Annotated in this window: 18 protein-coding genes; 11 read left to right on the top strand and 7 right to left on the bottom strand. The window is 61.8% G+C overall.

All coding sequences use genetic code 11. The features are described 5' to 3' along the window. Window positions 1–12: 12 nt before the first annotated feature. A complete protein-coding gene (locus BLT09_RS12285) occupies window positions 13–888 on the bottom strand; it encodes a transporter substrate-binding protein (RefSeq protein WP_091593538.1) in 876 nt (291 codons plus the stop codon). Between the two features lie 123 nt (window positions 889–1,011). Here BLT09_RS12285 and BLT09_RS12280 point away from each other — a divergent pair, with 123 nt between their 5' ends. Next, a complete protein-coding gene (locus tag BLT09_RS12280; RefSeq protein ID WP_091593323.1) occupies window positions 1,012–1,815 on the top strand; it encodes an IclR family transcriptional regulator in 804 nt (267 codons plus the stop codon). A 32-nt stretch (window positions 1,816–1,847) separates the two neighbouring features. Here BLT09_RS12280 and BLT09_RS12275 read toward each other — a convergent pair whose 3' ends face one another. Further along, window positions 1,848–2,051 (bottom strand): YdcH family protein, encoded by a 204-nt coding sequence (locus BLT09_RS12275; protein WP_023797035.1) that lies wholly within the window; start codon window positions 2,049–2,051, stop codon window positions 1,848–1,850. Window positions 2,052–2,291: 240 nt separating this feature from the next. On the opposite strand from BLT09_RS12275, the gene BLT09_RS12270 reads away from it, so the two are divergent. From BLT09_RS12270 to BLT09_RS12250, 5 genes are all read left to right on the top strand, one after another. Then, complete coding sequence (locus tag BLT09_RS12270) at window positions 2,292–2,477, top strand: YdcH family protein (RefSeq protein WP_023797036.1); 186 nt, start codon at window positions 2,292–2,294, stop codon at window positions 2,475–2,477. A 376-nt stretch (window positions 2,478–2,853) separates the two neighbouring features. After that, the gene (ispG, locus tag BLT09_RS12265) at window positions 2,854–4,107 is read left to right on the top strand and encodes a flavodoxin-dependent (E)-4-hydroxy-3-methylbut-2-enyl-diphosphate synthase (RefSeq protein ID WP_091593321.1); all 1,254 of its coding nucleotides are present in this window, start codon (window positions 2,854–2,856) and stop codon (window positions 4,105–4,107) included. A gap of 4 nt (window positions 4,108–4,111) precedes the next feature. After that, window positions 4,112–4,984: a lytic transglycosylase domain-containing protein gene (locus BLT09_RS12260; RefSeq protein WP_091593319.1), complete on the top strand. Its 873-nt coding sequence runs from the start codon at window positions 4,112–4,114 to the stop codon at window positions 4,982–4,984. A 91-nt stretch (window positions 4,985–5,075) separates the two neighbouring features. Continuing rightward, complete coding sequence (locus tag BLT09_RS12255) at window positions 5,076–5,855, top strand: class I SAM-dependent methyltransferase (RefSeq protein ID WP_329608803.1); 780 nt, start codon at window positions 5,076–5,078, stop codon at window positions 5,853–5,855. A gap of 252 nt (window positions 5,856–6,107) precedes the next feature. After that, window positions 6,108–6,998 carry a LysR family transcriptional regulator gene (locus BLT09_RS12250; protein ID WP_236473458.1) on the top strand — a complete coding sequence of 297 codons (891 nt, stop codon included), beginning with the start codon at window positions 6,108–6,110 and terminating at the stop codon, window positions 6,996–6,998. A gap of 26 nt (window positions 6,999–7,024) precedes the next feature. Here BLT09_RS12250 and BLT09_RS12245 read toward each other — a convergent pair whose 3' ends face one another. Continuing rightward, a complete protein-coding gene (locus BLT09_RS12245; protein WP_091593315.1) occupies window positions 7,025–7,942 on the bottom strand; it encodes a polyprenyl synthetase family protein in 918 nt (305 codons plus the stop codon). Window positions 7,943–8,021: 79 nt separating this feature from the next. Here BLT09_RS12245 and BLT09_RS12240 point away from each other — a divergent pair, with 79 nt between their 5' ends. The 3 genes from BLT09_RS12240 (at window position 8,022) to BLT09_RS12230 (ending at window position 9,757) form a co-directional block, all read left to right on the top strand. Further along, window positions 8,022–8,792 carry a biosynthetic peptidoglycan transglycosylase gene (locus BLT09_RS12240; protein WP_091593313.1) on the top strand — a complete coding sequence of 257 codons (771 nt, stop codon included), beginning with the start codon at window positions 8,022–8,024 and terminating at the stop codon, window positions 8,790–8,792. Window positions 8,793–8,929: 137 nt separating this feature from the next. Further along, window positions 8,930–9,112, top strand: coding sequence for a 50S ribosomal protein L32 (rpmF, locus tag BLT09_RS12235; RefSeq protein WP_006203806.1), 183 nt, complete (start codon window positions 8,930–8,932; stop codon window positions 9,110–9,112). A 243-nt stretch (window positions 9,113–9,355) separates the two neighbouring features. After that, window positions 9,356–9,757, top strand: a complete 402-nt coding sequence (locus tag BLT09_RS12230; RefSeq protein ID WP_091593310.1) for a hypothetical protein — start codon at window positions 9,356–9,358, stop codon at window positions 9,755–9,757. Window positions 9,758–9,902: 145 nt separating this feature from the next. Here BLT09_RS12230 and BLT09_RS12225 read toward each other — a convergent pair whose 3' ends face one another. Together BLT09_RS12225 and BLT09_RS12220 are read right to left on the bottom strand one after the other, a co-directional pair. Further along, the gene (locus BLT09_RS12225; RefSeq protein ID WP_023797044.1) at window positions 9,903–10,136 is read right to left on the bottom strand and encodes a hypothetical protein; all 234 of its coding nucleotides are present in this window, start codon (window positions 10,134–10,136) and stop codon (window positions 9,903–9,905) included. Between the two features lie 79 nt (window positions 10,137–10,215). Then, entirely contained in the window at window positions 10,216–10,743 is a 528-nt protein-coding gene (locus tag BLT09_RS12220; protein WP_091593309.1) for a winged helix-turn-helix transcriptional regulator, read from the bottom strand. 99 nt (window positions 10,744–10,842) lie between these two features. Between BLT09_RS12220 and BLT09_RS12215 the strand changes: the two genes are divergently transcribed. Beyond that, on the top strand, window positions 10,843–11,724 hold the full coding sequence (locus BLT09_RS12215) for an alpha/beta fold hydrolase (protein ID WP_091593537.1): 882 nt from the start codon (window positions 10,843–10,845) through the stop codon (window positions 11,722–11,724). 94 nt (window positions 11,725–11,818) lie between these two features. Beyond that, the gene (locus BLT09_RS12210; protein WP_236473456.1) at window positions 11,819–12,430 is read left to right on the top strand and encodes a glutathione S-transferase family protein; all 612 of its coding nucleotides are present in this window, start codon (window positions 11,819–11,821) and stop codon (window positions 12,428–12,430) included. Between the two features lie 106 nt (window positions 12,431–12,536). On the opposite strand, the gene BLT09_RS12205 is transcribed toward BLT09_RS12210, so the two are convergent. Together BLT09_RS12205 and BLT09_RS12200 are read right to left on the bottom strand one after the other, a co-directional pair. After that, entirely contained in the window at window positions 12,537–12,824 is a 288-nt protein-coding gene (locus BLT09_RS12205) for an ArsR/SmtB family transcription factor (protein ID WP_027152975.1), read from the bottom strand. Between the two features lie 31 nt (window positions 12,825–12,855). After that, window positions 12,856–14,103 carry an MFS transporter gene (locus BLT09_RS12200; protein ID WP_023797051.1) on the bottom strand — a complete coding sequence of 416 codons (1,248 nt, stop codon included), beginning with the start codon at window positions 14,101–14,103 and terminating at the stop codon, window positions 12,856–12,858. Window positions 14,104–14,153 lie beyond the last annotated feature (50 nt).

The raw sequence follows: 14,153 nt of genomic DNA, 5'->3' as shown, positions 1-14,153 counted from the left end.
CGCCTGCTTGCATCAGATGACCGGGAAGCCGGGATGGCGCGCCGGCGGCTCCTGTCCGAAATAGTCCTTGAATGCAGCGTCGTAGAGCGCCGTCTCATGGCCGAACATGGCGGTGGTGAAGGTCGTGTTGACGAAGGTCAGCCAGTCGAGGTCGCCTTGCCGAAGTGCGGCGCCGTAAAGCATCGAGAACCAGCTCTTGCCGGCATCGAAGTATTTGTCCGGATTACGCGAGGCGAGCCAGCGAACCGTCGACAGATCGACGGCGGCGGCGTCGACGCGTTTCGATTCCAGTGCCTGCAGCACGTTGGCCTGCGTGTCTATCTGCATCACCTGCGACTCCGGCAGGACGATGTGCACATTTGCCTCGGCATCGACATTCTGCAGGATGGAAACCCGCGTCGCCGAACCGCCGGCAAGCAGCTTGTCGAAGGTCTTGTTTTCGGCGTTCGGAAGGGTCAGCAAGGCGATGCCTTCGACGTAATAGGGCCGGGAGAAGTGGATCAGCTGCGAGCGCTGGGCGGTCATGGTCATGAACTGGATCGAAATGTCGACCTTGTTGGTGGTCACGTTCGGAATGCGCTGGGCCGGATCCTGCATGACGAACTCGACCTTGGTCGTATCGTCGAAAAGTCCCTTGGCAAGAATGCGCCCCATGGTGATGTCCATGCCGACCAGTTCGCCGGCATCGTTTTCAAAGTGCCAGGGCGCGTTGGTGCTGCCGGTGCCGACGATCACCTTGCCGCGATCGAGAACGGTGCGCAGCAGGCTGTCCGGCGCCGCCTGCGCCGCCGCCTTCTGAACATCGACTGTTGTCGCTGCGCCCACCACTCCGGCCGTTGCAAGCCCGGCCAGTTTCAGAAAATCACGTCTTTTGGATGTGTCGTTCACGGCGACCTCCTTTTCGTGTTGTGTTCCCCTTTGCCGATACATGCATCGGTAATCTGCTGGATTGTCTCTTACAAAAGACACATGTATCCTGTACGAGACAGATACTAACACCAGGAATCAGCAATGCAAGATGGCAATGGCTTGGCAGTTCGGCCGGACGCTGGTCCGGACGAAGACAGGATTGCGGGCTCCCGCGAGAAGGGTCTCAACCGCGTGCTCCATATCCTGGAGTTTCTTCATGCGAACCAGCGAGCGATCGGGATTGGCGATCTCGCCAAGGGAGTGAATGCGCCGCGCTCGACGATCTACACGCTTGTGCGCTCGCTCGTGGATGCGGGCCTGCTGGAAATGGCCGGCGACGGCAATCGCGTCTATTTCGGGAAGAAGCTTTATCTCTACGGAATGGACTACGTGCGCGGCAACGACCTGCTCAGGCGAGGGCGTCAGGAAGTCGACAATCTTTCGCGCGAGACAGGCGAGACCTCCGAATTGTGCATGCTGCAAAACGGCCGCTACACGATTGTCCATTCAAGCCCGGGCACCAGGCCGTTCCGGATCAGTTCGGCCACGGGTCTGCAGATACCGCTTCCCTGGACCGCTTCCGGGCGCCTGCTTCTCGCCGGTTTCGAACGGGCGGTGATCGAAGACATGGTGTCCGAAGACGATCTCGTCCTGCCGGATGGCCGCAGATTGCTGCTGGACGACTTCATAGAAGATATCGCTACGGCCGGGGCTGCCGGCTACTGTGTGACCTCCGGTCTTGTCGACGCCTACACAAAGTGCCTTGCCGCGCCGGTCTTTTCAGCTGCCGGCAAGGTCGAGGCGACGATATGCCTGGTGGTTCCCATCGACACTTCCGAGGAAAAGACCGGCGATCTCATCGCCCTGCTGCGCGAACGCGCCGCGAGGCTTTCGATCACGGGATGAGCAGGATTTGTCGCGACCGTAAGTGGATTCGCTCACGCGATGATGTCGGGGATGATCCGGTCTTCCAGCGCCATCAGCCGGTCTTTCAGGAAGAGCTTTTTCTTCTTCATGCGCTGGATCTGCAGAGGGTCGCAGCCCATGGCGATCATCGCGTTGATCGCCGCGTCGAAATCGGCGTGTTCTTGCTTCAGCCGAGAATATTCGAGGCGGATATCGGCCTGTTCCTGTTCGGACATTATTTACCGTCTGCACGTCTGCGGCGCCCAAAAATGGGCCTGATTGGGCGAGGCCGGAGGTATCTTGCACCGGCGCGCAGCCAATACCACATTTCGTATTGTCGTGGAATGCTACCACGCAGCATTCGACATCGGTGCCCGATAGTGGCACACTGTCATTATGCCGTCACAGAAGCGAAATTGCGGTGGGACGCGCCTTGACGGCTGCAATCGAGGAAACCATGAAAGGGAGAACCAATCATGTCTCTTGCATCCCATCTTGATGAGCTGCAGCGGAAACACGGCGACATCGAACGCGAAATCGATGATGCGATGAACCATCCATCGGTCGACGACCTCGAAATCGTGAATCTCAAGCGGCGCAAGCTGGCGCTCAAGGACGAGATTGAGAAATTGAAGGCGAAGCCGAAACCCACCACGCACTGACGCTCATCTACGGCGCTGCGCGTCCTTTGGACGCGCAAAGGGCGCTGTCGTGCTTCTGATTTTGGCGCATGGTCCTTTTCCGAAAATCCTTTCGGTTTCGGGGTCATGCAGGGACAGTGCGCGCTTTGCCCGACCATCTTCTCCGGTGGCAACCAATGCCGCCGGAGCGTTTTTCTGTTTGTCCGGCGGTTCGATTTGACAGGTTTGCCTGCCTGTCGCCATTGACAAGCCATCTTTGCTCCTCCACCTCATGCCGGGACCTTCTATAGCGCCGCGCCTCCTTTCGGACGCGCAATGGACGCTGTATTTTGATTTTTGCGCAGATTGTTTCCGGAAACCGATTCCGGAATTCGGCGCTAACAAAGGGCAGCCGGCCATGACCGGATATTTTTCTTCACCCTTCTCGCGCCGCACGTCTGTCGGTGTCGACGTCGGCGGCGTGATGGTCGGCGGGGGCGCCCCTGTCGTCGTTCAGTCGATGACCAACACCGACACCGCCGATGTCGACCAGACAGTCGCTCAAGTTGCGGCGCTGCATCGCGCCGGGTCCGAAATCGTGCGCATCACCGTCGACCGCGACGAGAGTGCCGCCGCCGTGCCCGCCATCCGCGAGCGGCTGGAACGGCTCGGCATCAATGTGCCGCTGGTCGGCGATTTCCACTATATCGGCCACAAGCTGCTCGCCGACCACCCGGCTTGCGCCGAGGCGCTGGCCAAATACCGCATCAATCCCGGCAATGTCGGATTCAAGGACAAGAAGGACCGGCAGTTCGCAGCCATCGTCGAGATGGCGATCCGTCACGACAAGCCGGTGCGCATCGGCGTCAATTGGGGGTCGCTCGACCAGGAGCTTTTGACCAGGCTGATGGACGACAACCAGCGCCAGGGCTTTCCGCTGACCGCGCAGGAGGTAACGCGCGAGGCGATCGTGCAGTCGGCGATCCTGTCGGCCGACATGGCCGAGGAGATCGGCCTTGGCCGCGAGAAGATCATCCTGTCGGCCAAGGTCAGCGGCGTGCAGGATCTGATCGCGGTCTACACCGAGCTTGCCACCCGCTCCAACCACGCGCTGCATCTCGGCCTCACAGAGGCGGGCATGGGTTCGAAAGGCATCGTCGCCTCGTCCGCGGCGATGGGCATTCTTCTCCAGCAAGGCATCGGCGACACGATCCGCATCTCGCTGACGCCGGAGCCGAACGGCGACCGCACCCGCGAGGTGCAAGTGTCGCAGGAACTCCTGCAGACCATGGGGTTTCGGCAGTTCGTACCGATCGTCGCCGCCTGCCCCGGCTGCGGCCGCACCACCTCGACCGTGTTCCAGGAACTCGCGCAGGACATCCAGGCGGATCTGCGCAAGAATATGCCGGTGTGGCGTGAAAAGTACCCCGGCGTCGAAAACCTCAAAGTCGCGGTGATGGGCTGCATCGTCAACGGTCCGGGTGAATCCAAGCATGCCGATATCGGCATTTCGCTGCCCGGCACCGGCGAGACGCCGACGGCGCCGGTATTCGTCGACGGCAGGAAGGCGGCGACGCTGCGCGGCCCTTCGATCGCCGCCGACTTCGAGAAAATGGTCGCCGACTATATCGAGCAGCGGTTTGGGCAACCTGGCAAGGCAGCGGCGGAGTAGGTCGATGCGGCGCTTCCCCTGGGCGACGCCGATTTTGCTTGGTGGATTGGTTTTGCTTGGTGGGCTGGGCTGGGCGACAGCCGTCCAAGCCGATCCGCCGCGTCCCGCCAAGCAGCGGCTGCTCGACCGGGTTTGCAATCTGATCGAGGCGCATGCCGATCAAAACGGCCTGCCCAGGGATTTCTTTGCCCGGCTGATCTGGAAGGAAAGCCGCTTCGATCCCAATGCGGTCAGTCCGGTCGGCGCCGAAGGCATAGCCCAGTTCATGCCGGGCACCGCCAAGATACGCGGTCTCGCCAATTCCTTCGATATCGAGCAGGCCATCCCGGCCTCGGCAAAATATCTCGCCGAGATGAAAACCGGCTTCGGCAATCTGGGCCTGGCCGCCGCCGCCTACAATGCCGGCGAAAGCCGGGTGTCGCGCTGGCTGAGTTCCGGCGGCTTCCTGCCGATGGAGACCGAAAACTACGTTCTGGACATCATGGGCGAGCCGGCCGACAGGTTCACCGACACCGCCTATGCCGGCAGCATCCAGCCGCTCGACAAGAAAGCGAGCTTCGCGGTCGCCTGCCGAAAACTGCCGGTCATCAAGTCCCAAACCGTGGCCATGGCGTCGATCAACATCAAGCCGTGGGGCGTGCAGGTGGCCGGCAATTTCCGCCGCGCCGCGGCGCTCAATCAATGGACTGGCGTGAAGCGCCGGTTTCCGGCCTTGCTCAAGGGCCATGATCCGGTGGTCAGCCGGGTGCGCTCGCCGATCGGCAGGCGCGGGATCTATGCTGTCCGTATCGGCGCCGACTCCAAAGCCAAGGCCGACAACATCTGCCGGAAACTGCAAAGCGTCGGCGGTGCATGCATTGTGGTGCGGAATCGGTGATGGGTGCCGACTGATTTTCCCGACAAACCATCGAAGCTGCGCTTTTATTCCACGAATTCTGCTGGTCCACGGCTTCAGCTATAGGCTTACCATGACCGACCGTCTCTACAACGATCCCGATCTCGTCCAGTTCTACGATATCGAGAACGAAGGCGGCGTGGATTTCGAATATTGCGTCGGCTTCGCCAAAGATGCCGGCTCGGTTCTCGATCTCGGCTGCGGCACAGGGCAACTGGCTGCCGCGCTCGCCGATCGGCGCAGCGTGACCGGCGTCGATCCAGCGCCGGCGATGCTCGATATCGCGCGCCGCAGAGCCGGCGGGCAGAGGGTCGACTGGGTCGAGGCCGATGCGCGCAATGTCCGGCTCGGACGACGGTTCGATCTGGTGCTGTTGACCGGGCACGCCTTCCAGGTGTTCCTCACGCCAGAAGATCGACAGGCGGTGCTTGCCACGATCGCCGCTCATCTGGCGCCCGATGGACGCTTCATCTTCGACACGCGAAATCCAGTCGCGCAGGAATGGCTCGAGTGGACGCCGGAACGGTCGCAACGGGAGCTCAGTCATCCCGAATTGGGCACGGTAAGAGCGTGGAACGATTTCCGCCACGATGCCGCTACCGGTGTCGTCACTTACTCGACCCATTACGAAATGCCCGGCAGCGGACGCGTGCTCAGCGCCGAATCGAAAATCGCCTTCCCGACAAAAGGAAAGCCTTGCGCAGATGCTGGATCGGGCCGGACTGGTCGTCGAAGAATGGCTCGGCAACTGGCGTGGCGAGCCATACGCTCCAACATCGCCAGAAATCATTCCGATCGGCCGGCTGCGCTAGCCCGGACGTTGCTTCGCCTTGAGCGTTTTCCCATTCCTTGACGTGACCGATTGAGCGTACGGATAAGCCAAAGACACCACCGCCCAATTGCGGCGCTGCGCTGACGACGTGCCCACCGATGCACGTCGTGAGCATCTCGCAGGTTTACGTGTTCCGAACCCATGGCACCTCCTCTCCAGCATTTCGCATGCTGAAGAGGAAAACATATTATGGTTCGCATCTGCCGATAATCGGTGATAGTTTCCGTTCATCTGTGACGAATTGGAATAGATATCATCGACCGGCAAGAGACGATGGCTGTGTTCCTGGCAGTTGTCGAGGAGGGCGACTTCTCGGCAGCGGCACGCCGGCTGCGGATGACACCTTCGGCCGTCAGCAAAATCATCGGTCGGCTTGAGTCCCGCCTTGGCGTGCGCTTGCTGCAGCGCTCGACGCGGCGCATCAGCTTGACGGCGGAAGGCAGCACCTATGCCGAAAGCGCTCGCCGCATCCTGAACGACATCAAAGAGGCTGAAATCGCGGTTCAGCCCGGAGCAGAACCGCGCGGCCGGCTGCGCGTCAGTCTTCCGAGCGCCTTCGGCCATCGCTTGATCGTGCCGATGTTGCCGGCCTTCATCGAACGCTACCCGGCCGTCGAGCTCGAGCTGATGTTCACAGATGCGATTGTCGACCTGTTGGCTGAGGAAACCGACGTCGCCGTGCGCGTTGCCGCACACAGCGATTCGAGGCTGGTGGTGCGGCGGCTGGCGCCCAATCGCCGTGTCATTTGCGCATCACCTCGATATCTCGAAAGGCATGGCATGCCGACAACGCCAGACGACCTTCAAGGTCATGTCTGTCTTGGCGTCACAGCACGCGGCGGTCTCAATATCTGGGAGTTCGATGGCCCGGACGGTCTGCAAAGCATGCGTATCCGCAGCCCGATAGAGGCCAACAGCACCGAAGCGCTACGCCAGCTGGCGCTCGCCGGTATAGGCATCATCCGCATGTCGGAGATATTGGTCGGGCCGGATATCAAGGCAGGCAGACTGACCGCGCTGCTCACCGGATACAATCATCCTGACGGAGCGCCAATCTGCGCGGTCTATCCGCCTGGCCGAATTCTGTCGCCGCGCGTGCGCGTGTTCGTGGATTTCCTGGCCGAACAGTTCGCCAACCCTCCTTGGCTACATGGCGCACCATAGGACGGGGAGTACAGCTTGGAACAGCGTCAGCTGTTGCGGGCCGACACGAATTCCGCTGCCTGCTTCAGAAGCACGGCGTCTTCGCCATAGGGACAAAGCAACGCGTGGGCCTGGTCGACGAGGCCTTGAAGCTGGTCCCGCGCCCAGTTGACGCCGTGCAGCGCCACCAGCGTCGCCTTGCCGGCGGCTGCGTCCTTGCCGGTCGCCTTGCCCATCTGGCGCGCATCCGCCGTCAGATCGAGCAGGTCGTCGGCAAGTTGAAAGGCAAGCCCGATCGCCGAGCCGAATTCCGCCAGTCTTTCACGGTCGGCCGCCGGCGCGCCGGCAACAATTGCGCCCGCCTCGCAGGCGAAGCGGATCAACGCGCCGGTCTTCATCGCCTGAAGCCGGATGATGCCGGCTTCCTCCGGCCGGTTACGCTCGGCTTCGAGATCGAGCATCTGGCCGCCGACCATGCCGCCGGCTCCGGCGGCGCGGGCCAGCGCCAGCACCAGCGCCGCCCGCCGTTCGGCCGGCAGCATTGTCGCTTCGTCGGCAATGATGTCGAAGGCGAGCGCCAGCAAGGCGTCGCCGGCGAGGATGGCGGTCGCCTCGTCGAAGGCCTTGTGAACGGTCGGCTGGCCTCGGCGCAGATCGTCGTCGTCCATGGCCGGCAGATCGTCATGGATCAGCGAATAGCAATGCACGCATTCGAGCGCCGCCGCCACGCGCAGCGCCGCCTCGCCGTCGGCGGAAAACAGCGCGGCGCTTTCCATGACCAGGAAAGGGCGCAGGCGCTTGCCGCCATTTAGCACGCCGTGGCGCATCGCCTCCATCAGACGCTGCGGCCGCGCGATCTCGCCTGAAAGCGGGCGGTCGTCGAGCAACCGCCTGAGCAGCGCCTCGATCGGCCCTGTGCGTGCGAGAAGCGCTGCCTCGAACGGTATTTGATCGTCTTTCGCCATGCCGGGGACGGGTAGCCGACACTCAGACGTTGCGCAAGAAGCCAAGCGCCATTATGCCGGGGGCAGGGAGCAGCATGGATTGAGCGGCTTGGCGGAACCGATCGTCGATCACGAAACCGAAGGGCTGGACATGGTGAGGCCGAAACGCGGCAATCGCATCGGTCTCAAACGCTGGCCCCGGCACTGGGTCCGGCGCGGTATCACCATCGCCGTGGTGCTGGCGCTGATGCCGCTGGTGTTGACCTTTCTGTACCTGCCGCCGTTCGTGCATCCGGTATCGACACTGATGCTGAAGGATCTGGCGACGTTTTCCGGCTATGACCGGCGCTGGGTCTCGATCGACGATGTGGCGCCGGCGTTGGCGCATTCGGTCATCATGTCGGAGGACGGGCAGTTCTGTTTCCATCGCGGCATCGACCTTGGCGAGTTGAGGGGCGTCGTCGACGACGCGCTGGCCGGCGAGATGACGCGCGGCGCCTCGACCATCACCATGCAGAGCGTCAAGAACCTCTATCTGTGGTCGCGGCCGCTGGGCTCGGTGCGGAAAGTCGTCGAGCTGCCGCTGGCTGTCTATGTCGACATGGTGATGTCGAAACGGCGCTTGATGGAAATCTATCTCAATATCGCCGAATGGGGGCCGGGCATCTATGGCATCGAGGCCGCCGCCCAGCATCATTTCGGGGTTTCGGCAAAACGATTGTCGCGTCGCCAGGCGGCGCTGCTTGCCGTCACCCTGCCGAACCCGATCGCCCGCAACCCGGCGAAGCCCGGGCCGGGGCTGAGACGGCTGGCCTCGCTGATCGAGCGGCGCGCCGGTCGGTCCGGCGCCTATGTCGGCTGTCTGCGATAGCTTAAAAAAATTCGCGACGGCGCTGGCCAAAACGGCGCAGGGCGTGTATAGGCACCCGACTTTCTCAGATTCCGGCCCTGACGCGGCCCTTTCACGAGGGCAGCCGGGGCATTTTGACCATGTAGTGGAGCATATCCATGGCCGTACCGAAACGAAAAACCTCCCCGTCGAAGCGCGGCATGCGCCGCTCGGCCGATGCGCTGAAGGCCCCGACCTATGTCGAGGACAAGAATTCCGGCGAGATGCGCCGCCCGCACCATATCGACCTGAAGACCGGCATGTATCGCGGTCGCCAAGTTCTGGAGCCGAAGGAAAGCTGAGAACGCTTTCGACGGTTTGGGACTATCGAAGGACCGGCCATCGCGCCGGTCTTTCTGCGTTTTGCGCAGATGATCGCCCCTCGAATTGTTGTCAAGTATGCCAGCAGCCGTACCGGATGCAGCCGTACCGGCTGGTACTGTTATTTCGCACGGTCTTTGTCCGTGTTCGCGGTCGCATGCGAAAATTCTTGACGGCGAACGCCGAGCGCATACTAGAGAAGGCTGTCCAACCGGAGCCTTCTGATGTTCGGTGCCATCCCGCTGCTGATCGTACCCTTCGTCCTCTATAACCTGGGGCTTCTGGGAATATTCGGCGGCGGCGACGATCCCTGGGCAATCCAGATGTTCTCGATCCGCATGATGTCGGGCGGAGTGTTCTCGATGACGCTCGGCGATCTGATCGTGCTGATCGGGCTGCTTCTCTTCTTCGTCGAAATCTTGAAATCGACGCGCACGACCAGCGCCTCGATCATGGACCACCTGTTGTCGACGTTCGTCTTCGTGGCGTTCCTGGTCGAGTTCCTGCTGGTCAAGGGCGCGGCGCACTCGGTTTTCTTCATTTTGATGGTCATCGCACTGGTCGACGTCCTGGCCGGCTTCTCAGTATCGATGCGAGCAGCCAGCCGCGACATAACCATGAGCTAATGCATGTCGCGCAAAGCATGCCTCGGGCTTGAACGAGGGTGCGCAGCGGTTTTGCTGTAACGACATGCATAAAAGGCGGTGAAGCAGCCGCCTCGTTGTCAGCACCTGCCGACGGCAGGACAGGCCCGCCCGACACGCCGGACCGCTATTTTTTCTTGGCGCGTGTCGGCTTCTTCACCGGAGCAGCCGGCGCATTGGCGAGGTCTTCCGCTTCCTTGGCAAGGCGGAGCGCCCTCAGCTTGTTGGTCTTTATCTGGCGGGCATCGCTCTCAGCGACATATTCCGCCATCGCCTTCTGACGAACCGTGGCTGCCTCTTCCTGCTTCTTGAAACGCAAATCGGCCCGCGCGCGGGCAGTATCCTTAGAGTTCTCAACCAAGGGCTTTTCCAATCCCGTAAATTATAGTTTTCAATGGCTTTAATAGCAGAGCCGCCCTGCGATGGGGGAAATAAGTTGGTCAGGCGCCGGCATCGCACCCGGCGCCCGCCGCCTTTCGGGCGACAACCGCCTCGTATCCGGCCTGCAACGTCGCACGCACGGTGGCATCCGGCGGCGTGTCGGAAGGCGTGCCCAGATGTTCGTGGCGCAGTTCGTCCATGAACTTTTCCCACATCGGCGGGCCGCCCTTTTCCAGAAGCTCGGCGCGGATCGAGAGCTCCTCGCTGACCGGCAGCCAGACGCGACCCCAGGCGCCGAGATGCGCCAGGATCGGCACCAGCGTTATCGCCATTTCGGTCAGGCTGTAGATCGCCTTCTGCTTGTGGGTGGGATCGTCGGCCCTGGTCAGCATGCCGAGTTCCATCAGCCGTTTCAGCCGATCGGCGAGGATGTTGGAAGCGATGCGTTCCAATGACCCGTTGAGCAGGTCGCGAAAGTGGCGTTTGCCGCCGAAAATCATGTCGCGAAGGATGATCAGGCTCCACCGGTCGCCGAACACTTCAAGCGACAGGTTGATCGGGCACCCAGACCGATGATCGATGCTCATGCGAATCTCCGACAGAAACTGGTTGCATTATCATATCAGTTTTATTATCGTGCAACTGATTGCGAAATGCAATCGGTTTGCAGAGAGGAGACGACGACCATGACCAAGGCAGCGGAACCCGAAATCGTGTCGCAGACGTTTGGCGATCCCGCGCATCCGCCGATGCTGCTGATTATGGGCGCGATGGCTTCGATGCTTTGGTGGCCTGAGGCGTTCTGCCGGAAACTGGCCGGCAAGGGCCGGTTCGTGATCCGCTATGACAATCGCGATACCGGCCGTTCGACCAAATATGCGCCGGGCGAACCGCCTTACACTTTCGCCGACATGGTGGACGACGCCATTCGCGTCCTCGACAATCATGGCATCACGAAAGCGCATGTCGTCGGCATGTCGATGGGCGGCATGATCGCGCAACTCGTGGCGTTGAAACATCCGTCGCGGATCCTCTCGCTAACGGCGATCAGCACTTCGCCAATCGGGATCGACACGTCGCATCTGCCAGGGACGAGCGAAGCCTATATGAAGCATTCGGCCGAAGGCGCCAAGGTCGACTGGTCGGACCGAGCCCAGGTGGTCGACTACATCGTCAAGGACGCACATGCGATCGCCGGCACCGCGCATCCCTTCGACGGGAAGCGGACGAGGGCCTTCGTCGAACAGGACTACGACCGATCCGGCGGTTTTCTAAGCGCGACCAATCATTTCATGCTTGAGAGCGGTGAAGATCGGGGCGGCGAGGATCGGGGCGGCGAGGATCGGGGCAGCGAGGATTGCAAGGGTCGCCTGCACGACTTGAAGGTTCCGCTCCTCGTCATCCACGGCACCGATGATCCGATCTTTCCGGTCGAGCATGGCGCCGCTCTGGCCGATGCAGTTGCCGGCGCGAGGCTGGTCCGCATTGAAGGCGGCGGCCACGAACTGCATCCCGACGATTGGGCCGCGATCGTTGATGCCATCGTCGCCCATAGCCAGGCCAGGTAAGCAGCGGGTCGAACCTTGACACACCATACAACCTGCGGGTGGAATGCGCGCGAGCGCCCCAGCCTGAGCCAAAGACCAGCAGAATCGGGAGGATATGATGAAACTCTACTGCGGCATTGGTCCGAATTCTTATCGCGTTCGTATCTTCATGGCTGAGAAAGGCATCGACGTTCCGCGGGTTGATGTCGATCTGACAAAAGGCGAGCACAAAACCCCGCAATTCCTTGAGCTCAACTCACTCGGCCAGATTCCCGTGCTCGTGCTCGATGACGGCACGGTGATCACCGAAAGCATCGCCATCTGCCGCTATCTGGAGGCGCTTCATCCAACGCCGGCACTATTCGGCTCGGACGCGGTCAGCCAAGGCAAGGTCGAGATGTGGAACCGCCGCGCCGAGATCGAGATCTTCGGAACGATCGGCAGCATTGCGCTGCATTCCGATCCCATGTTTGCGGAGCGGCTTGTGCAGTTCCCGGCTTTCGCCGAAACCCAGCGCGAAGCCGTTCCGGCAAAGTGGGCGTGGCTTGACCGCGAGATCGCCGATGGCCGCCCGTTCATCGCGGGCGACCAGTACTCCGTCGCCGACATCACCGCCGGCGTCGCAGCGTGGCTTGGCGCCTTCTTCGGAGCCGACATCCCGGACTCGCTCGTCAATGTCCATCATTGGCTCGACCGCGTTCAGAAACGTCCAAGCTGGAACGCTTAGGCCGGTGTCTGACATTGTTTCAATGAGATGTGAGGCTCAGCGCCAGCACCTGGATCCAGAGGAGCTTCGCCATGCCTGTCTACTGGCAAAGATGCGACGGCGCAGCTCAGCTTCCGGGCGAGCCAAGCTGCTCGGCTTCCCAGAACTGGTCGAGCCAGATGTTGAGCTTCAGGAAGCCGGCACTGCTGACCGTATAGACGCGCCTTGTCCCTTCCGGCTTGGCGTTGACCAGCCCGGCGTCGAGCAGCACTTTCAGATGCTGCGAAACCGCCGGGCGCGAGACCGGCAACCCGGCGGCCAGTTCGTTGACGGTCTTCGGGCCGCGCCGAAGCTCTTCCAAGAGATAGCGCCGGTTGGGATCGGCAATCGCCATGAAGGCGTCGGAAAACATCATGGCTTATTTGTGAGGCAAAGTTTTCCAAATCTCAACCGTTGGTTTCAGGCTTTCTGCGCGGATCGAGCCGCAAGGCTTCCGGCGTGATCGAGCGCTCGGCCGGTTGCGTCTTGAAGGCGTCGCGGTCTTCGATTGGCACCGGTGCGCGCCGGCTGATGCGCAGCAGCGTATAGCCTGCCAGGCAAAGATGCGCGAGTGCCGTTGCAAGGAACAGGCTTTCCGGACGCATCCAGCCCATCAGGCCGGCGGCCAGCAGCGGCCCGATCATCGTGCCGAAACCATAGAGCAGCAGCAAGCCGCCGGACACTTTGACAAAATCCTCCGCCCGGGCGTGGTCGTTGGCATGGGCCACGGCGATCGAATAAAGCGTGTAGGCAAAGGCCCCGTAGGCAGCGGTGCAGACGATGACGAAGACGCCGGAGCGCGGCTCGAACAGGAACAGCGCGATGGCGAACAGCGCCGCGCCGAATGCCAGGCCCGCCAGCACAAAGCGGCGGTCAGTCTTGTCGGAGAGACGCCCGGCCGGAAGTTGCATGGCGGCGCCGGCGACGACCACCAGGCTCATCATCAGCGCGATCTCCGCCGTGGAAATGCCGATGCGGGCGCCATAGACGGCGCCAAGCGTGCCCCAGGCGCCGTTGGCGACGCCGATCAGAACGCAGGCGATCGCCGACACCGGCGAATTGACATAGAGCCCCTTGACGTCGAGCGAGACGTCCTGCAGCGGCTTGGGATGCGAAGCCGTCGACACTGCGGTCGGAATGAGCGACAGGCAGAACAGGATACCGGTGATCATGAACAGCGAGGCCGACTTCACATCACCGCCGGCAACGATCATCTGGCCGCCCATGATCGAGGCATAGGTGACCATCATGTAAAGGCCGAAGACGGCGCCGCGGTTCTCGTTGGTGGACTTCTCGTTGAGCCAGCTTTCGATGATCATGAAGGCGCCGGCCATGGTGAAGCCGGTGAAGGCGCGCAGCAGGATCCAGATATATTCGTCGATGATCAGGCCGGTGAGCAGTGCGACGATGGCTCCCGATGCCGCAAAGGCGCCAAAAGCGCGTACGTGACCGGCGCGGCGCACCAGGCGCGGCGCAAAGAAGCAGCCGGTGACGAAGCCGCCGGCCCAGGCCGTGCCCATCAGGCCGAGCGATGCGGTCGAGAAACCCTCCAACTGGCCGCGCAACGGCAATAACAGCCCGTGCAGTCCGGTTGCCGCCAGCAGGAAAGCGGTGCCGCGAAGCAGCGAGAGGATCGGTCGGTAGCTTGCAAACATCATTTAGCTGATCCGGCTGGAATCTAGGGAGGATCTGAAGACAGCCGCAT

The organism is Mesorhizobium muleiense (assembly GCF_900099905.1).
GTDB classification, from domain to species: domain Bacteria; phylum Pseudomonadota; class Alphaproteobacteria; order Rhizobiales; family Rhizobiaceae; genus Mesorhizobium; species Mesorhizobium muleiense.
Note: the sequence above shows the minus strand (reverse complement) of the source record. Positions and strands in the feature narration are given on the sequence as shown.